The sequence below is a fragment of the Streptomyces sp. NBC_01006 genome, from assembly GCF_045162725.1.
In the GTDB taxonomy this organism is placed as follows: Bacteria; Actinomycetota; Actinomycetes; order Streptomycetales; family Streptomycetaceae; genus Streptomyces.
In genome coordinates this window covers 5,852,571-5,870,107 of record NZ_CP108700.1, presented here as the reverse complement: position 1 = coordinate 5,870,107, position 17,537 = coordinate 5,852,571, and the positions used below count along the sequence as shown (strand labels likewise).

The 17,537-nt window shown below is 71.7% G+C and carries 16 protein-coding genes; 1 reads left to right on the top strand and 15 read right to left on the bottom strand.

What is annotated here, in order from left to right; translation table 11 throughout:
* Positions 1 to 26: 26 nt before the first annotated feature.
* The 9 genes from lepB (OG509_RS27020) to proS all read right to left on the bottom strand — a co-directional run bounded on the left by lepB (OG509_RS27020) (position 27) and on the right by proS (position 6,884).
* Positions 27 to 1,037 carry a signal peptidase I gene (lepB, locus tag OG509_RS27020; RefSeq protein ID WP_406187696.1) on the bottom strand — a complete coding sequence of 337 codons (1,011 nt, stop codon included), beginning with the start codon at positions 1,035 to 1,037 and terminating at the stop codon, positions 27 to 29.
* On the bottom strand, positions 1,030 to 1,791 hold the full coding sequence (gene lepB, locus OG509_RS27015) for a signal peptidase I (RefSeq protein WP_406185106.1): 762 nt from the start codon (positions 1,789 to 1,791) through the stop codon (positions 1,030 to 1,032). The genes lepB (OG509_RS27020) and lepB (OG509_RS27015) overlap by 8 nt, the downstream gene beginning before the upstream one ends.
* A gap of 44 nt (positions 1,792 to 1,835) precedes the next feature.
* Entirely contained in the window at positions 1,836 to 2,186 is a 351-nt protein-coding gene (gene rplS / locus OG509_RS27010; protein WP_008737520.1) for a 50S ribosomal protein L19, read from the bottom strand.
* A 133-nt stretch (positions 2,187 to 2,319) separates the two neighbouring features.
* Positions 2,320 to 3,141 carry a tRNA (guanosine(37)-N1)-methyltransferase TrmD gene (gene trmD, locus OG509_RS27005; protein WP_406185105.1) on the bottom strand — a complete coding sequence of 274 codons (822 nt, stop codon included), beginning with the start codon at positions 3,139 to 3,141 and terminating at the stop codon, positions 2,320 to 2,322.
* Positions 3,141 to 3,704, bottom strand: a complete 564-nt coding sequence (gene rimM, locus OG509_RS27000; RefSeq protein WP_406185104.1) for a ribosome maturation factor RimM — start codon at positions 3,702 to 3,704, stop codon at positions 3,141 to 3,143. Before rimM ends, trmD begins: the two co-directional genes overlap by 1 nt.
* 93 nt (positions 3,705 to 3,797) lie before the next feature.
* The gene (locus OG509_RS26995; protein ID WP_030011889.1) at positions 3,798 to 4,037 is read right to left on the bottom strand and encodes an RNA-binding protein; all 240 of its coding nucleotides are present in this window, start codon (positions 4,035 to 4,037) and stop codon (positions 3,798 to 3,800) included.
* Between the two features lie 2 nt (positions 4,038 to 4,039).
* The gene (rpsP, locus tag OG509_RS26990) at positions 4,040 to 4,480 is read right to left on the bottom strand and encodes a 30S ribosomal protein S16 (protein WP_406185103.1); all 441 of its coding nucleotides are present in this window, start codon (positions 4,478 to 4,480) and stop codon (positions 4,040 to 4,042) included.
* 180 nt (positions 4,481 to 4,660) lie between these two features.
* Positions 4,661 to 5,260: a hypothetical protein gene (locus OG509_RS26985; protein WP_385589279.1), complete on the bottom strand. Its 600-nt coding sequence runs from the start codon at positions 5,258 to 5,260 to the stop codon at positions 4,661 to 4,663.
* A gap of 211 nt (positions 5,261 to 5,471) precedes the next feature.
* Positions 5,472 to 6,884: a proline--tRNA ligase gene (gene proS / locus OG509_RS26980; RefSeq protein ID WP_406185101.1), complete on the bottom strand. Its 1,413-nt coding sequence runs from the start codon at positions 6,882 to 6,884 to the stop codon at positions 5,472 to 5,474.
* A 131-nt stretch (positions 6,885 to 7,015) separates the two neighbouring features.
* Here proS and OG509_RS26975 point away from each other — a divergent pair, with 131 nt between their 5' ends.
* A complete protein-coding gene (locus OG509_RS26975) occupies positions 7,016 to 7,693 on the top strand; it encodes a methyltransferase type 11 (protein ID WP_406185100.1) in 678 nt (225 codons plus the stop codon).
* Positions 7,694 to 7,716: 23 nt separating this feature from the next.
* Here the strand turns inward: OG509_RS26975 and ftsH are convergent, their stop codons facing one another.
* From ftsH to OG509_RS26945, 6 genes are all read right to left on the bottom strand, one after another.
* Positions 7,717 to 9,552 carry an ATP-dependent zinc metalloprotease FtsH gene (ftsH, locus tag OG509_RS26970; protein WP_406187695.1) on the bottom strand — a complete coding sequence of 612 codons (1,836 nt, stop codon included), beginning with the start codon at positions 9,550 to 9,552 and terminating at the stop codon, positions 7,717 to 7,719.
* Between the two features lie 226 nt (positions 9,553 to 9,778).
* Positions 9,779 to 11,350 (bottom strand): signal recognition particle protein, encoded by a 1,572-nt coding sequence (gene ffh / locus OG509_RS26965; protein WP_406185099.1) that lies wholly within the window; start codon positions 11,348 to 11,350, stop codon positions 9,779 to 9,781.
* 136 nt (positions 11,351 to 11,486) lie between these two features.
* Positions 11,487 to 13,928 carry a [protein-PII] uridylyltransferase gene (locus tag OG509_RS26960; RefSeq protein WP_406185098.1) on the bottom strand — a complete coding sequence of 814 codons (2,442 nt, stop codon included), beginning with the start codon at positions 13,926 to 13,928 and terminating at the stop codon, positions 11,487 to 11,489.
* A 17-nt stretch (positions 13,929 to 13,945) separates the two neighbouring features.
* Positions 13,946 to 14,284, bottom strand: coding sequence for a P-II family nitrogen regulator (locus OG509_RS26955; RefSeq protein WP_053691083.1), 339 nt, complete (start codon positions 14,282 to 14,284; stop codon positions 13,946 to 13,948).
* Positions 14,281 to 15,627 carry an ammonium transporter gene (locus tag OG509_RS26950; RefSeq protein WP_406185097.1) on the bottom strand — a complete coding sequence of 449 codons (1,347 nt, stop codon included), beginning with the start codon at positions 15,625 to 15,627 and terminating at the stop codon, positions 14,281 to 14,283. Before OG509_RS26950 ends, OG509_RS26955 begins: the two co-directional genes overlap by 4 nt.
* A 383-nt stretch (positions 15,628 to 16,010) precedes the next feature.
* Complete coding sequence (locus OG509_RS26945) at positions 16,011 to 17,516, bottom strand: hypothetical protein (RefSeq protein WP_406185096.1); 1,506 nt, start codon at positions 17,514 to 17,516, stop codon at positions 16,011 to 16,013.
* Positions 17,517 to 17,537: the final 21 nt, after the last annotated feature.

Here is a 17,537-nt window from a genome sequence, read left to right as displayed (position 1 = left end):
CTAAGGCGCGGGAGACCGAGGACACACTATGCGAACGGCGGGCCGCGTCGGCGCCGTCGGCGGCCGCGTCGCCCGCTCGGGGCCGGATCGGGGACCGAACGGAAGGTCACGGGCTGTTCGAGCTTGCGCCAGTGGTCGAACGGCCAGGCGATGACGACGGCCTGCCCCACGACGCCCTTCTCGTCGATGGTGCCGTCGAAGGCCTCGTCGAGGTGGAAGCGGGAATCGGCCGAATTCGCCCGGTGGTCGCCCATGACGAAGAGCCGCCCGCGGGGCACCTGCACCTCGAACCGGATTTCGGAGGGGGCGTTGCCGGGGCTCACGTACGGCTCGTCGAGGGCCGTTCCGTTGACGGTGACGCGGCCCTTGGCGTCGCAGCACACGACGGTGTCGCCGCCGACGCCGATGACCCGCTTGATCAGGTCCTGTTCGTCGGCGGAGGGCAGCAGGCCGATGAAGGTCAGCGTCTCCTTGATCTGCTTGACGCCGACCGGGTCCTCGGGCGGGCGCGCGGCCTCGCCCTTGAGCCAGCCGCCGGGGTCCTTGAACACCACGACGTCGCCGCGCTCGATCTTGGAGCCGAACCACGGGGTCAGCTTGTCGACCAGCACCCGGTCGCCGATCCGGATCGTCTGCTCCATGGATCCGGACGGGATGAAGAAGGCCTGTACGAGGAAGGTCTTGAGGACCAGCGCGATGCACAGCGCCACGATGATCAGCAGCGGCACCTCGCCCACCCGGCGGGTACGCCTGCGCCGCTTGACCCGGCGGGCCAGCCGGCGCCGCTCGGCCCGGCCGCCGCTCTCGGCCGCGACGGGTTGCGCCTTGGCCCCTCGCCGCGACCCGGGCTCCCGCACCGGCCGCTCGGGGACCGCGGCGGGCTCGGGCTCCCGCCGGGGCTCGGGGCCGCCCGGAGTCTCGGGGGCACGCCAGAATCGGGGCGCGGGCGGGGGCTGGGGCGTCCGCCTCGGCTCGGGCTCCGGATCCGGCTCCGGCTCGGGGACCCGGCCGCCTCTGGACCGCCCCCGGCTACCCATGACCGCCACCGGAGGACGGTGTCGCCGTGGGAGTCGATCCCCAGCGCGAGACCGGCCAGCCGATCCAGTCGGCCCGCCCGATCACCTTCTCCACCGGCACCATCCCCCCGCCCGGTTCCCCCAGGTGGTCCCGGGAGTCCCGGGACTGGGAACGATGATCACCCATGACCCACAGGGTCCCAAGGGGTACGACGATCCGGAAAGGCACCTTCGAGGGCGCGTCGCCGGGGTACAGGTACGGCTCCTCCACGGGGACCCCGTTCACCTTGATCCGCCCTCCGGCGTCGCAGCACACCACGTCGTCCCCGCCGACGCCCACGACCCGCTTCACGAAGTCGGTCTCGGACGGCTCGCCGATCCCGAGCGCGGAGGCCGCGCCCTGCAGGGCCTCGCCGATCGGATTGCCCTCGGCCCGCTCCTGTACGAAGGAGCCCGTGCCGTCGAAGACCACCACGTCCCCGCGCTTCGGCCCATCGCCGAAACGGTACGCCAGTTTGTTCACCAGCACCCGGTCCCCGACCTGGAGCGTCGGCTCCATCGACCGGCTCGGGATCTGGAAGGGCTGTACGACGAAGTTGCTGACCAGCAGCAGGAACCCCGTACACACCACGCCCAGCAGCGCCGCTCCCCGCACCGTCAGGAAGGCCCGCCACGTGGGCAGCGCACTCCGTCCCCACAACGCAGAACGCGGCCGCCCCTCCCCCGGTTCGGGGGAGGAGTGGCCGCGCTGTGTGAGCTCTGCTTCGGTGTCCATCGAGGGCGAGCCTATCCGGCCGCCTCCGGGACCCGGAGAGGAGATCAGCGGTCGCGCTTCTCCTTGATCTTCGCGGCCTTGCCGCGGAGCTCACGGAGGAAGTACAGCTTGGCGCGACGCACGTCACCGCGGGTGACGAGCTCGATCTTCTCGAAGATCGGGGAGTTCACCGGGAAGGTGCGCTCGACGCCGACGCTGAAGGAGACCTTGCGAACGGTGAAGGTCTCGGAGACGCCAGAGCCCTGGCGACGGATGACAACACCCTTGAACTGCTGGATACGGGAGCGGTTGCCCTCGATGACGCGGACGTGCACGTTGATCGTGTCACCCGGGCGGAAGGCCGGGACGTCGGAGCGGATCGAGGCGGCGTTGACGCCATCGAGCAGGTGAGACATGTTCTTCGTCTGCTTTCTTCGCACGACGCCACAGGCCGCCGGTGCGGGTTTCCGGAGAGAATTCGGGAGCCGCGTCACTCGGCGAACGACTGTCCCCCTGTGGCAGGGGCGCACGCGAGCACACAGCAGCCGCCTATTCTTCCACGGCCTCCGGCCTACGCCAAAATCGGCCGTCGGCGGCGGGCCGCCAGCCCAGGATGCTCAGGATCTCGCGGTCCTTCTTGTCGAAGGCCGAGGCCTCGCAGCGCTCGATCAGATCCGGACGGTGCCGCGCGGTCCGGCGGAAGGCCTCGTCCCGGCGCCAGCGGGCGATCTTCCCGTGGTGGCCGCTGAGCAGCACGTCCGGGATGCCCCGGCCGCGCCACTGGGGGGGCTTCGTGTAGACCGGCCCCTCCAGCAGGTTCGCCATCTCGCCGGGTGCGAAGGAGTCGTCGCGGTGCGATTCGGCGTTGCCGAGCACACCGGGCAGCAGCCGGGCCACGGCCTCGGTGACGACGAGGACGGCGGCCTCGCCGCCCGCCAGCACGTAGTCGCCGATGGAGACCTCGTAGACCGGCATGCGCGTGGCGTACTCGTCCATGACCCGGCGGTCGATGCCCTCGTACCGGGCCGGCGTGAAGATCAGCCAGGGCCGCTCGGAGAGCTCGACGGCCAGTTCCTGGGTGAACGGGCGGCCGCTGGGCGTGGGGACGACCATGACCGGCCCGCGCGCGCCGGACTCGTACCCGTCGGCCAGGGCCGCGTCGAGGGCCTCGCCCCACGGCTCGGTCTTCATGACCATGCCGGGACCGCCGCCGTACGGGGTGTCGTCGACCGTGTTGTGCCGGTCGTACGTCCAGTCCCGCAGGTCGTGGACGTGTACGTCGAGCTGCCCACGGGCCCGCGCCTTGCCGACGAGGGAGACGTTCAGCGGCTCCAGGTACTCGGGGAAGATCGTGACGACGTCGAGACGCATCAGGCTTCTTCCCCGGCCTCGGCCCCGTCGTCACGCGTGGAGACGATCTCGGCGCGGTCGTCGATCAGCCCGGGCGGCGGGGTGATGACGCAGCGCTGCTCCTCCAGGTCGATCTCGGCGACGATCTCCTCGACGAACGGGATCATCACCTCGGTGCCGTCGGGGCGCTCGACGATGAAGAGGTCCTGCGAGGGCAGGTGGGAGATCTCGGTGATCCGGCCGATCTCGGTACCGTCCTCCAGCACCACGTCCAGGTCCATCAGCTGGTGGTCGTAGTACTCGTCCTCCTCCTCGGGGAGCTCCGAGGGGTCGACATCGGCGATCAGCAGGATGTTGCGCAGCGCCTCGGCGCCGGTGCGGTCCTTGACGCCGGCGAAGCGGAGCATCAGCCTCCCGCTGTGCACGCGGCCCGTCTCGATGGTCAGCGGACCCGCCGACGCCGGTTCGGTCCGCAGCACGGCACCGGGCGAGAGCCGCAGCTCCGGCTCGTCGGTCCGCACCTCGACGGTGACCTCACCCTTGATCCCGTGGGCGCGGCCGATCCGCGCGACTACCAGCTCCACCTATTTCTCCTGTTCAGACGACGACGGGCCGGGGCGGGCACGAATGCCCTCCCCGGCCCGTGCCGGTGATTCACGTTCTCGATGAACCAAGTCTCAGCGGACCTGGTCCACGTCGACGAGGTCGACGCGGATCCCCCGGCCGCCGATGGCGCCCACGACGGTACGCAGAGCACGCGCGGTGCGGCCGTTACGGCCGATCACCTTCCCGAGGTCGTCCGGGTGAACCCGGACCTCGAGCACCTGCCCGCGACGCAGGTTGCGCGAGGCGACCTGCACTTCGTCGGGGTTGTCCACAATGCCCTTCACGAGGTGCTCAAGAGCCTCCTCGAGCATGATCAGGCCTCGGTCGACTCGGCGGCGGCCTCAGCCTCGTCCGCCTTCTTGTCGGCCTTCTTCGCCTTCTGCGTGATGGCATCGCCCTTGGTCTCGCCGATGCCCTCGAGGGCCTTGGCGAACTCGTCGAAGGAGCGACGCTTGCTCTCCTTCGTCTCCGGCTGCAGCAGCGGCGCGGGGGCCGGGAGGCCCTTGTGCGCCTGCCAGTCACCGGTCAGCTTCAGGATGGCGAGCACAGCCTCGGTGGGCTGGGCGCCGACGGACAGCCAGTACTGCGCACGCTCGGCGTTGACCTCGATGCGCGACGGGTTGTACGTCGGGTGGTAGATACCGATCTCTTCGATCGCGCGACCGTCCCGGCGGGTGCGGGCGTCGGCGACGACGATGCGGTAGTGCGGCTGGCGAATCTTGCCGAGGCGCTTGAGCTTGATCTTGACTGCCACTGGAGTGGTGTCTCCTGAACTTGACGTGGTTGGGCACATGAGATGCCACGTGGGGTTGCGGTACTCGGGTGCCCGATGGACGCGTCAGCCGGAGGAGAGAGGGGTCCTATGCGACTGTCGAGTACAGCTAGCCATTGTGCCACATGCCTGCGGCGCTTCTCGCGGGGGAGTCGGCCGGGCTCAGGAGGCGGCGGCCGAGACGGCGACCTCGGGGATGCGGAACGGCTTCATACAGCCGCCGCACACGATCGGCGCCTGGGCCAGCACGGAGGGGACCACCCGCACATTGCGCCCGCAGTCGCAGACCGCCTTGACGCGGACACCGCCACCCGAGGAGCCGTGCCGGGCGGCCGGCCCGCGGAAGCTGCGCTTGGTGTCGGCGGCCGTCGCGGCCGTGTGCGCCTTCAGCGCGCGCTGCAGCCTCTCCATGGTGGGGCGGTAGCGCTTCTTCGCCTCGGGATTGAGCGAGACCAGCGAGAAGCCGCTGCTGGCGTGCGGCTCGTCGGCGTGGTCCAGCCCCATCTCCTCGGCGATCGCGAGGAATCTGCGGTTGTGGTAGCGGCCTGCCCGCGAGGTGTCGCGCACTCCGCGGGCGGCTGCGATGCCGTGGACTGCCTCGTGCAGCAGTCGCTCGAAGGAGAGCTCGGCGCCGCAGGCGGACGAGGACTCTCCGATCAGGGACTCGGGCGCGGCAAGGTCAGGCAGCTCGGGGTGGTACCGCTGAATATCGGCCCACGCCTGCGCCAGCTCTGCGGCGAGAACAGGTGGTGTCGTGCTCACGTCGTGACAACGAGCCGGGGTGCCCCGGTGTTCCGATTCCGGGCCATTCCAAATTTTTTGCACGTACCAGTCAGTTCAGTCTCATGCGTCCCGACGAGGACGGGTGCGCCGATCCCAGGATGAGTCGGTACGTAACGTCGACCAAAAGGATCGGCCCCGGCGCGCGGCTCGTGCCGTGCGCCGGGGCCGACCCCTGGTCAGAGAGGGGCGATCAGTACGAGCGCGCGACGATCGCGAGCGTACCGGGGGCGTCGTCCGCCTCCGGAACCGATCCGTCCGCGGCGATCAGGCAGCGTACGGAGACGGCCTGCTCGCCCAGCCTGGCCTCGCCCTCGGGGCCGAGGTCGGCCCACGGGATCCGCGCCCAGCCGCCGGCGATGGCGGCCTCGGCGGCCTCCTCGATGGTGGAGACGTCGGAGGTGCGGGCCAGGCGGCGCTCGCGGGACTCGCGCAGCAGCTGCGCCTGGTCCTCTTCGAGCACCTTGGGCAGCAGGTCGGCGAGCGCGTCGATCTGCACGGGCTCCTTGCCGCCCGGGATCCGGCGGGCCAGCATCGCGGTGCCGGCCTCCAGGTCGCGGGGGCCGATCTCGACGCGGACCGGTACGCCCTTGAGCTCCCAGTCCACGGCGCGGCGGCCGAAGGGGGTGTCGACGCGGTCGTCGACGTGCACGCGGATGCCGGCGGCCTTCAGCTGCGCGCCGAGCTCGCGGACCTTGGTGACGGCCTCGTCGCCCTTGATCGCCATGACGACGACCTGGATGTGCGCGAGGCGCGGCGGGACACGGAGGCCGTTGTCGTCGCCGTGGGACATGATCAGACCGCCGACCATGCGGGTCGAGACGCCCCACGAGGTCTGCCAGACGAGCTCCTGCTTGCCTTCCTTCGACAGGTACTGCGTGTTGAAGGCCTTGGCGAAGTTGGTGCCGAGCTCGTGGCTCGTGCCCAGCTGCAGGGCCTTGCCGTCGCCCATCATGCCCTCGAGGGTGAGGGTGTTGATGGCGCCGGCGAAGCGCTCCTTGGCGGTCTTGCGGCCGAGCACGACGTCGATGCCGAGCACGTTCGTCATGAAGTCGCCGTACACGTCCGTGTGGATGCGGGCGGCGTAGTCGCGGGCGTCCTCGTACGTGGCGTGGGCGGTGTGGCCCTCCTGCCAGAGGAACTCACTCGTACGGAGGAAGACGCGCGGGCGCATCTCCCAGCGGACCACGTTCGCCCACTGGTTGATCAGAAGGGGCAGGTCGCGGTAGCTCTGGACCCACTTCGAGAAGTAGTCGTTGATGATCGTCTCGGAGGTGGGCCGGACCACGACCGGCTCGTCCAGCTCCTTGCCGCCGCCGTGCGTGACGACCGCGAGCTCGGGGGCGAAGCCCTCGACGTGCTCGGCTTCGCGCGTCAGGTACGACTGCGGGATGAACAGCGGGAAGTACGCGTTCTGGGCGCCCGCGTCCTTGATGCGCGCGTCCATCTCCTGCTGCATCCGCTCCCACAGCCCGTAGCCGTACGGTCGGATGACCATGGTGCCGCGTACCGGACCGTTGTCGGCCAGCTCGGCCTTGTTGATCAGATCCTGGTACCAGCGGGGGAAATCCTCCGCCTGGGGGGTGAGAACGGGTGCCTTTGCCATGGCGCGAATGGTACGGCGCCGGGCGCGCCGAGCGTGAATCGGGTGGCGCACTCCTCTGGACGCGGGGGCGAATGGGGAGTTCTCTGGCAACGGGGGCAAGGGGGCGACAAGGAATCAGGAGCGCTCTTTCGATGACACCGACGCCGACGGCGACGCTCGTCGCCCGGGACTGGGCGGAGATCCAGGAACGGATGCTGGTACCGCTGTACGAAGCGGTCTACGACCGGCTGGAGGTCGGGCCGGGCGACCGGCTGCTCGGCCTGGACTGCGGGTCGGGGCTGGCCCTGCTGCTGGCCGCGGGGCGGGGAGCCGCCGCCACGGGGGTGGAGGCGGACCCGGCGCGGCGGGCGCTGGCGCGCGAGCGGCTGCTGGAGGTGGTCCCGGCCCCGCCGGGGGGCGTGCGCCCGTACGACGTGCTGCTGGCCTTCTCCCCGACCGCGGCGGCCCTGGACGCGGCCCTGCCGGCGGTCCGGCGGGGCGGGGCGGTGGTGATGGCCGACTGGGGCCCGGCGGAGCGGTGCACGGTGCCCGCGGTCCTGGGCGGCGGTCCCGCGCCGCGGGACCTGGACGCGGCGGTGGCGAAGGCCGGGCTCACGCCCGACGGATCGGGCCGGGTGTTCTGCCCGTTCGGGTACGCGGACGTGGACAGCGCGGTACGGGGGCTGCTGTCGACGGGGCTGTACGAGTCCTCGTCCGATCCGGCGCAGGTCGAGAAGGAGCTGACCGAGGCGCTTCACCCGTACGAGCGGCCGGACGGCGCCGTGTGGCTGCCGAACATCTTCCGCTACGTGATCGCCCGCGTGCCGTAGGGGTGTCGGCGGGGCCCGCGCCGCTACTTCACCTCCTTCGAGAGGCGGGGAATGCCCGCGGCCTCGTAGGCGGCCGGCTCGTCCAGGGTCTCGTTCGCCAGCAGGGCCTCGGTCAGCGCGTCGAGTTTCGGCCGGTGTTCGCGCAGCAGTCGGCAGGCCTCCAGGTAGCACTCGTCGACGATCCGCCGCATCTCGTGGTCCACCGCGTCGAGGGTGGCGGGTGCCGCCAGCAGCCCGTACGGACTCTGCGCGTCGGCCGGGATCGCGGTGAGGCGGCCGACGCGCTCGCTCATGCCCCAGCGGCCGACCATGCCGCGGGCGAGGTTGGTGACCTGTTCCAGGTCGTTCTCCGCGCCCGTGGTGATGACGTCGAACACGACGTGCTCGGCCGCCATGCCGCCCAGCGCGCCGATGATGCGGCCGCGCAGGTACTCCTCCGTGTACGAGTAGCGGTCCGCGTCGGGGGTGGAGAGGGTGACGCCGAGCGCTCGGCCGCGCGGCACGATCGTGATCTTGCGGACCGGGTCGGCGCCCGGCTGGAGCATGCCCAGCAGGGCGTGGCCGCTCTCGTGGTAGGCCGTGCGGCGGCGCTCCTCCTCCGGCATGACCAGCGACCGGGCGGCGCCCAGCTGGACCTTCTCCAGGGCGTCCATGAAGTCTGCCTGGGTGACCTGGCTCTGCTTGTGCTTCACCGCGAGGAGGGCGGCTTCGTTGGCCAGGTTGGCGAGGTCCGCGCCGGTCATGCCGGGAGTGGTGCGGGCCACCTGGTCGAGGTCCGCGTCGGCGGCGAGCGGGATGTCCCGGGTGTGGATCCGCAGGATGGCCTCGCGGCCGGCCCGGTCGGGCGGGGAGACCGAGACCGTGCGGTCGAAGCGGCCGGGGCGGGTGAGCGCCGGATCGAGGACGTCGGGCCGGTTGGTGGCGGCGAGGACGACGACGCCCTCCGAGCCGGAGAAGCCGTCCATCTCGGTCAGGATCTGGTTCAGGGTCTGTTCACGCTCGTCGTGGCCGCCCATGGCGGCCCCGCCGCCGCGGGCCCGGCCGATGGTGTCGATCTCGTCGATGAAGATGATCGCGGGGGCCACCTTCCGCGCCTCGGAGAAGAGTTCGCGGACCCGGGAGGCGCCCACGCCGACGATCATCTCGATGAACTCGGAGGCGGAGGCGGAGAAGAACGGCACCCCGGCCTCGCCCGCGACCGCCCGCGCCAGCAGCGTCTTGCCCGTGCCGGGCGGTCCGGCGAGCAGCACCCCGCCGGGCATCCTGGCGCCCAGGGCCCGGTACCGCTGGGGGTTCTTGAGGAAGTCCACGACGTCGTTGAGCTCGCCCTTGACCTCGTCGATGCCGGCCACGTCGGCGAAGGTGGTGCGCTTGCCGCCCTCCAGCTCGACGGGCTTGGGCGGCTGTTTGCGGCCCAGCCCGCCGACGCCGCCCATGGCCGAGCCCATGCGGCGGGCGATGAACACCCACAGGAGGACCAGCAGCAGCATCGGGGCGAGCGAGATCAGCAGATTGGCCAGGAAGCTGCGCTGCAGGACGACCGGGGAGGCCGTGACGACGACGTTGTGCTTGCTGAGGTTCGCCCACAGGTCGTCGTCGGCGAAGGCCGGGCGCTGGGTGACGAACTTCGTGTAGTCGCCCTTGTCGCCGTCGGGCAGCGGCTGCTTGTTCTTCAGCTCGCCCTGGATGGCGTCGCCCTTGGAGTAGATCTTCGAGACGTTGCCGTCGGCGACCTGCTTGCTGAACTCCGTGTACGAGACGGTCGGCTCGTCGCCCTGGTTGAAGTACGACAGGGCCACGTTGGCGAGCAGGAAGACGATCAGTGCGGCGAGGACCAGTCCGCGCCAGCCCCCGGGCATCTTCCTCTTGGGTGGCGGCGTCGGCGCGCCCTCGGAGCGCCAGGGCGTATCGGCGCGTTCGCGAGGCGGTACGGGGGTGGGGCTGGGCACGTGGCCTCCTTACTGCCGTCCTCGTGGCCGACCATAAGGGATATAACGCACCATTGCGCCCGCAGTACGTACGAGGAAGGCCCTGGCGGGATGATCCCGCCAGGGCCCTTTCCGTACGCCCTCGTACGGCTGCCGCTTACTTCATGAACTTCTTGAACTCGTCCGGAAGGTCGAAGTCCTGGCCCGACTGGCCGCCGCCGGCGGGAAGGCCGAACGGGCTGCCGGTCGCGGGCGGGGCGCTCTGCGGGCCCTGCTCGCGGCGGGCGGCTGCCGCCGCCTCCTCTTCCTTGCGCTTCATCGGGTTGCCGCTCTTGCGCTTGCCCTTGGCCTGCTTGATCTGCTTCTTCTGCCGGCCGGGGCCGCCGCCCATCCCGGGGATGCCCGGCATCCCCGGCATCCCGCCGCCCTGCGCCATGCGGGACATCATCTTGCGGGCCTCGAAGAAGCGCTCGACGAGGTTCTTGACGGCACTGACCTCGGCGCCGGAGCCCTTGGCGATACGGGCGCGGCGCGAGCCGTTGATGATGTGCGGGTCGTGGCGCTCGGCCGGGGTCATCGACTTGATGATCGCGGCCATGCGGTCGACGTCGCGCTCGTCGATGTTGTTGATCTGGTCCTTGATCTGCCCCATGCCGGGGAGCATGCCGAGCAGCTTGGAGATGGAGCCCATCTTCCGGACCTGCTCCATCTGGGCCAGGAAGTCGTCGAGCGTGAACTCCTTGGGGCCCTTGGCCAGCTTGGCCGCCATCTTCTCGGCTTCGGCCTGGCTGAAGGTCTTCTCGGCCTGCTCGATGAGGGTGAGCATGTCACCCATGTCGAGGATCCGGCCCGCCATGCGGTCGGGGTGGAACGCGTCGAACTCGTCGAGCTTCTCGCCGTTCGAGGCGAACATGATCTGCTTGCCGGTGACGTGCGCGATGGAGAGCGCGGCACCGCCGCGGGCGTCGCCGTCGAGCTTGGAGAGCACGACGCCGTCGAAGCCGACGCCGTCGCGGAAGGCCTCGGCGGTGTTGACCGCGTCCTGGCCGATCATGGCGTCGACGACGAAGAGGATCTCGTCGGGGCTGACGGCGTCGCGGATGTCCGCGGCCTGCTGCATCAGCTCGGAGTCGATGCCGAGGCGGCCGGCGGTGTCTACGATGACGATGTCGTACTGCTTGGTGCGGGCGTACTCGATGGAGTCCTTGGCCACCTGCACCGGGTCGCCGATGCCGTTGCCGGGGGCGGGCGCGTAGACCGCGACGCCGGCGCGCTCGGCGACGACGCTGAGCTGGTTGACGGCGTTGGGGCGCTGGAGGTCGCAGGCGACGAGCAGCGGGGAGTGGCCCTGGCCCTTGAGCCAGAGGCCGAGCTTTCCGGCGAGGGTGGTCTTACCGGCACCCTGGAGGCCGGCGAGCATGATCACGGTGGGCGCGGTCTTGGCGAAGCGCAGCCGCCGGGTCTCGCCGCCGAGGATCGACACGAGCTCGTCGTTGACGATCTTGAGGACCTGCTGGCCCGGGTTCAGGGCCTTGGAGACCTCTTCGCCGCGGGCGCGCTCCTTGACGTTCGCGATGAAGGAACGGACGACGGGGAGGGCGACGTCGGCCTCGAGGAGGGCGATACGGATTTCCCGCGCCGCAGCGTCGATGTCCTGCTCGGAGAGGCGGCCCTTGCCCCGGAGGGACTTGAAGGTCGCGCTGAGGCGGTCGGAAAGCGTATCGAACACGGTGGTCGCGATTCCTCGGGTCGGGGGCGTGTGGTCGCCCCCCAGGGTATCGGGCCCTCCCCCCGTCCGGGGACCCGCCCGTTTCCGGCCCCGGGCTCCGCCCCCGGACGCCGCGCGGCGGGCCCCCGACCCCCGGTCAGCGGAGGGCGCCCTCCAGGGCGGCGGCCAGGGCCGCGGCGGCGGCAGGGGGCAGCGGTTTGCCGTCGGCGTCGACCACGTACAGGGAGTCCACCGCGTTGGCGCCCAGCGTCGAGACGTGCGCGCTGCGCACCCGTACCCCGGAGGATTCCAGCGCGCGCCCGATCCGGTGCAGCAGACCCACCGCGTCCGGAGCACGCACCTCCAGGACCGTGGCCAGCGAGGACACCTCCGGGACCACCGTGACCCGGGGCGGCGGCGGCACCACCCCGCGCCGCCGCGGGTACGCCGCCTCGCGGTCCGCCAGCTTCGCCGGGACGTCCAGCGAGCCGTCGAGCGCCCGGATCAGGTCCGTCCGCAGCCGGGCCGCCTCCGGCAGCGCCCCGTACTCCGCCGCCACCCGCCACCGCAGGACCAGCACCTCGCCGGCCAGCTCCGGCAGCTCCAGCGAGCGCAGGTCGGCGGCCCGGACCGTGAGCCGGTGCAGGGCCAGTACGCCGGCCACCGCCGGGAGGACCCCCGGCTGGTCCGGGACCGCCACCACCAGCTCGACGCCGACCGCGTCGTCCTCCTCCTGGCGCGCGTGCAGCGCCAGCACCGGCTCCCCGGTGCGCAGCGCCTCCACCGCGAGGCGTTCCTGGTCGGTCGTCGCGATGGCCGGCTCCGCCGCCGCGGGGGGCGCGCCCCGCAGCACCGCGGCCACCCGCGCCACGAGGTCCGCCACCAGCGAGCCCCGCCACGTGCTCCACGCCGCCGGGCCGGTGGCCAGCGCGTCCGCCTCGGTCAGCGCGTGCAGTATCTCCAGCGTGCCGAGCGATCCCACGGCCTCCGCGACCGAACGGACCGTCGCGGGATCGTCGAGGTCGCGCCGCGTCGCGGTGTCGATCAGCAGCAGGTGGTGCCGTACGAGCACGCCCAGCACGGAGGCGTCCCGTTCGTCGAAGCCCACGCGTACGGCCACGTCGTGGGCGATCGTCTCGCCCGCCACCGAGTGGTCCCCGGGCCAGCCCTTGCCGATGTCGTGCAGCAGGGCGGCCATCAGCAGCAGGTCGGGCCGGCCGACCCGGCGGGTCAGGGCGGAGGCCCGTACCGCCGTCTCCACCAGGTGCCGGTCCACCGTCCAGGTGTGCACGGGATTGCGCTGCGGCCGGCACCGCACCCGTTCCCAGTCGGGCAGCAGCCGGGTGATCAGCCCCTCCGCCTCCAGGGCCTCCCAGACCGCGACGGTCGGCTCCCCCGCCCCCAGCAGGGTCAGCAGCTGCTCCCGCGCCTCGGCGGGCCACGGCACCGGCAGCGGCTTGGCCTGCGCCGCGAGCCTTCGTACGGCGTGCAGCGACACCGGCAGCCCGGCCTGCGCGGCCGCGGCCCCGAACCGCAGCGCCAGCACGGGATCCCGGTCGGGCCGGGCGGCCAGGGCCAGGACGGCCTCGCCGTCGGACTCCACGACCCCTTCCGCGAGCGGCGCCCGCTCGGCCGCCGCGGCCCCCCGCGTCCCGAGCAGCCCGCGCAGCCTCGGACGGGCCGCGCGGGCCCGCAGGACCCGCCCGACCTCCCGCCAGGTCACGTCCCCGGCGTACGCGACGACCCGCGCGGCCTCGTACACCTCGCGCAGCAGCACGTCCGCGTCGAGCAGCCCCAGCTGGGCCGCGACCTGGTCCTGTTCCTGGAGCGCGAGCCGGTCGGTCGCCCGGCCCGTCACCAGGTGCAGGGCGTCGCGCGCGTCCAGCAGCCGCCGCCGGGCCTCGGCCAGCCCCTCGCGCGGGGCGTCGGCCAGCCAGGACGCGGCGACCGCCCGCAGCGCGGTGGCGTCGCGGAGCCCGCCGCGGGCCTCCTTGAGGTCGGGTTCCAGCAGGAAGCGCAGCTCCCCGGCCCGCTCGGCCCGCTCCCTGCACAGCGCGTGCAGCTGCGGGAGCCGCTTGGCGGCCTGGTTGCGCCAGTCGGCCAGCACCGAGGTGCGCAGGCCCGCGAGCAGCCCCGCGTCGCCCGCGACCGGCCGGGCGTCCAGCAGCCCCAGGTGCACCTTGAGGTCCTCGGCGGCGGTCTTGCGGGCCTCGGCCGGGGTCCGCACCGAGTGGTCGAGGGCCACGCCCAGGTCCCACACGGGGTACCAGATGCGGTCGGCCAGCGCGCTCAGTGCCCGCGGCTCGGCCTTGCCGTCGTGGAGCAGCAGCAGGTCGAGGTCGCTGCGCGGGGAGAGTTCGGCCCGCCCGTAGCCGCCGACGGCGACGAGGGTGGCGCCCCGCACCCCGGTCTCCCGCAGGGCCGTGGTGAACAGGGCGTTCAGCCAGTCGTCGGTCAGCCCGGCCAGCGCGGAACGCCGCGAAGGCCCGGACCGCGACTCCTCCTGGAGGAGTCGCAGCCGGGCCGCGGCGTAACCGCTGGGTCCCGAGGCGGACGGTTCGTCGGAATCACCCGTCGTGGTCTCTTCGACACTCGTCACCCAGGAGCTCCCGTCGCCTAGAGCGCTTCTGCGCCGCGCTCGCCGGTGCGGACGCGGATGACCGCGTCCACGGGGACGCTCCACACCTTGCCGTCACCGATCTTTCCGGTGCGGGCGCCCTTGACCAGGACGTCCATCACCGATTCGGCGTCGTCGTCCTCGACGACCACCTCGATACGGATCTTCGGTACGAGGTCCACGGTGTACTCGGCGCCGCGGTAGACCTCGGTGTGGCCGCGCTGGCGGCCGTACCCGCTGGCCTCGGAGACGGTGAGCCCCTGGACTCCGAACCGCTGGAGGGCGTCCTTGATCTCGTCGAGCCGGTGCGGCTTGACGATCGCGGTGATCAGCTTCATGCGTCAACCTTCTTGCTCGCGGCGGCAACGGGGGCGGGTGCGGCGGTGCTCCGGGAGGAGGCGCCGCCGCCGGCTCCGCTGAAGTCGTAGGCGGTCTCGGCGTGCTCGACCTGGTCGATGCCGGAGACCTCGTCGTCCTCGGTGACCCGCATCCCGATCGTCTTGTCCAGGAGGAAGGCGAGGATCGCGGACACCACGAGAGAGTAGGCGAGTACGGAGAAGACTCCGACGGCCTGCTTGCCGAGCTGCTCCAGGCCGCCGCCGTAGAAGAGGCCGGCCGCGTCGGACTGGACCCCGCCGGTGGCGAAGAAGCCCACCAGGAGCGAGCCGATGACTCCGCCGACGAGGTGGACGCCGACGACGTCGAGGGAGTCGTCGTAGCCGAACTTGTACTTGAGGCCGACGGCCATGGCGCAGACCAGACCGGCGATGGCGCCGATGGCGATCGCGCCGAGCGGGGAGCAGGAGCCGCCGGAGGGGGTGATGGCGACGAGGCCCGCGACCGCGCCGGAGGCGGCGCCGAGGGTGGTGAAGGAGCCGTGGCGCAGCTTCTCGTACGCGAGCCAGGCGAGCATGGCGGCGGCGGTGGCGACCTGGGTGTTGACGAACATGACCGCGCCCACGCCGTCGTCGTTGCCGAGCCAGGAGCCGGCGTTGAAGCCGAACCAGCCGAACCAGAGCAGACCGGCGCCGAGCATCACGAGCGGGAGGCTGTGCGGGCGCATCGGGTCCCGCTTGAAGCCGACGCGCTTGCCGATGACCAGGATGACGCCGAGGGCCGCGGCGCCGGCGTTGATGTGGACGGCGGTGCCGCCCGCGAAGTCGATGACGCCGAGCTCGAAGAGCCAGCCGCCGGCGCCCCAGACCCAGTGGGCGACGGGGAAGTAGACGACGGTGACCCACAGGGCGCTGAACAGGGCCCAGGCGCTGAACTTCACGCGGTCGGCCAGGGCGCCGCTGATCAGGGCGGGGGTGATGACGGCGAACATCAGCTGGAAGACCGCGAAGACGTAGACCGGGATGGTGTACCCGTCCCACAGCTCGGTGATGCCGATGCCGCTGAGGCCGACGTAGTCGGAGGACCAGCCGATGATGCTGCCGGAGTCCGTGCCGAAGGCGAGGCTGAAGCCGTAGAGGACCCAGAGGATCGTGACGATCCCGAGGCTGATGAAGCTCATCATGAGCATGTTGAGGCTGCTCTTGACTCGGACCATGCCGCCGTAGAAGAAGGCGAGCCCGGGGGTCATCAGCATGACCAGGGCGGAGCAGATGAGCATGAACCCGGTGTTCGCGGCAGAGAGCGTCGGGGCGTCTGCCGCGAGGGTCGTGATGGCTGATGCCATCGGCGTCTCCTCGTCGTCGGTACGTTCGCGTGCGGGCGATCGTGAAAACCTGAGCGGCGCAAGGCGTAAGGCCGGGGGGTGGGGGCCTGGGGGCTGGCCGGTTATTGGCCCTGAGATTCGCGCAGGCCGGTTTCCGGCGGCGCCGCTGGGTGTTTCGCGCCGATGACGAAGGCGTCCGGGCTGTTACAGCACGATGAACACGGCAACCATGAATTGAGGAACCACGACGGCGAGCAACCACCTCCGCGAGAGCGGCGCCGGTTCAGGCGCAGAAAAAGCGAGCCGGCCGCGGCAGCACCCGGGGGACCTGGCTGGGGGAGCCTGATCGGGCTTCACGGGGTGACTGCCGCGGCCGGGGCCTTCGGGGGCGGCCGCGCGGGCCGTCAGACGGCCACCGCGGCCTCGGGGAGCCGGGAGGCGAGCTGGTCGGTCAGCTGGACCACGTCGGCCACGTCGCCGTACTCACGGGCGGCGGTGTCGACGGTCTTGCGGATCCGCGTATTGACCCGTTCGGAGCGCACCTTTTCCGCCACCTTCAGGGCGCGGTCGACGAGGACGACGGCCTGCTCGGGCTCGCGCCGCAGCAGGTGCACGGTGGCCATGCCGATCAGGTTGAGGCTGTACGAGCGCTGGTGCTCGTCGTCCTTCTCGAAGAGGTCCACGGCCCGCTGCATCACCGGTTCGGCGAGCGAGGCGTACATGGGGCTGCGCCCGGCCACGTAGGCCAGGTCGCGGTACGAGTGGGAGTTCTCGCCGTTCAGCTCGGCCTCGGAGAAGAACCGGATCCAGTCGGGTTCGGGCTCGCCGCCGAAGTCGACGTCGGAGAAGGTGTCCTCGGCCATCCGGACGGCTCGTTTGCAGCGGCTGGGCTGGCCCATGTTGGCGTAGGCGCGGGCCTCCATCGCATACAGCATGGCCTGGGTGCGCGGGCCGGCGCAGTCGCGGCTGCCGTACTGGGCGAGGTGGATGAGTTCCAGGGCGTCCTCGGGGCGGCCCAGGTGGATCATCTGGCGGCTCATGCTGGAGAGGATGTACGAGCCGAGCGGCTTGTCCCCGCCCTCCTTGGCGGCGTGCAGCGCCAGGACGAAGTACTTCTGCGCGGTGGGGTGCAGGCCGATGTCGTAGCTCATCCAGCCGGCCAGTTCGGCGAGTTCCGCGGCGACCTTGAAGAGCCGGCGCATGACGGGGGCCGGGTGGTTCTCCTGGAGCAGGTCGGTGACCTCGTGCAGCTGGCCCACGACGGCCTTGCGGCGCAGTCCGCCGCCGCACTGGGCGTCCCACTGGCGGAACATGACGGTGGTGGCTTCGAGGAGGCCGAGTTCCGGTTCGGAGAGCCGGGGCGGGCGGTGGCCGCTGAGGGCGCCGGGCGCACCCGCCTCGCGGGGGCCCGGGTCGGCGGCGGCGACCGGGACGAGCCAGCGCTGCATGGGCTCGATGAGGGCGGGGCCGGCGGAGAGGGCCAGCGAGGTCCCCAGGAAGCCGCGGCGGGCCAGCATCAGGTCGCTGCGGGAGAACTCCCCGAGCAGCTCGACGGTCTGCGGGCCGGCCCAGGGCAGGTCGACGCCGGAGACGGAGGGCGTCTGGTGGGCGGTGCGCAGCCCGAGCTGCTCGATGGCGACGACGGAGCCGAAGCGCTCGGAGAACAGCTCGGACAGGATCCGCGGGACGGGCTCGCGGGGCTGCTCGCCGTCGAGCCAGCGGCGCACCCGGGAGGTGTCCGTGCTGATGTGGTGGGCGCCCATCTGCCGGGCGCGCCGGTTCACCTGGCGGGCGAGTTCGCCCTTCGACCAGCCGCTGCGGACGAACCAGGAGGTCAGTTGCTCATTGCGGGCCGCGGAGCCCGGGACCTCCGGCTCCACGCTCGTTCCGCTTGCGCCGTTGCCGCTCACTGGAACGCCCCCATCCACTCA

What these genes read in the sequence shown, in the direction of transcription:
- lepB (WP_406187696.1), bottom strand. Translation starts at nt 1,037, where the DNA reads ATGGGTAGCCGGGGGCGGTCCAGAGGCGGCCGGGTCCCCGAGCCGGAG.
- OG509_RS26995 (WP_030011889.1), bottom strand. Translation starts at nt 4,037, where the DNA reads ATGCTCGAGGAGGCTCTTGAGCACCTCGTGAAGGGCATTGTGGACAAC.
- OG509_RS26955 (WP_053691083.1), bottom strand. Translation starts at nt 14,284, where the DNA reads ATGAAGCTGATCACCGCGATCGTCAAGCCGCACCGGCTCGACGAGATC.
- trmD (WP_406185105.1), bottom strand. Translation starts at nt 3,141, where the DNA reads ATGCGTCTCGACGTCGTCACGATCTTCCCCGAGTACCTGGAGCCGCTG.
- proS (WP_406185101.1), bottom strand. Translation starts at nt 6,884, where the DNA reads ATGGCAAAGGCACCCGTTCTCACCCCCCAGGCGGAGGATTTCCCCCGC.
- OG509_RS26975 (WP_406185100.1), top strand. Translation starts at nt 7,016, where the DNA reads ATGACACCGACGCCGACGGCGACGCTCGTCGCCCGGGACTGGGCGGAG.
- rplS (WP_008737520.1), bottom strand. Translation starts at nt 2,186, where the DNA reads ATGTCTCACCTGCTCGATGGCGTCAACGCCGCCTCGATCCGCTCCGAC.
- ftsH (WP_406187695.1), bottom strand. Translation starts at nt 9,552, where the DNA reads ATGCCCGGGGGCTGGCGCGGACTGGTCCTCGCCGCACTGATCGTCTTC.
- lepB (WP_406185106.1), bottom strand. Translation starts at nt 1,791, where the DNA reads ATGGACACCGAAGCAGAGCTCACACAGCGCGGCCACTCCTCCCCCGAA.
- OG509_RS26950 (WP_406185097.1), bottom strand. Translation starts at nt 15,627, where the DNA reads ATGGCATCAGCCATCACGACCCTCGCGGCAGACGCCCCGACGCTCTCT.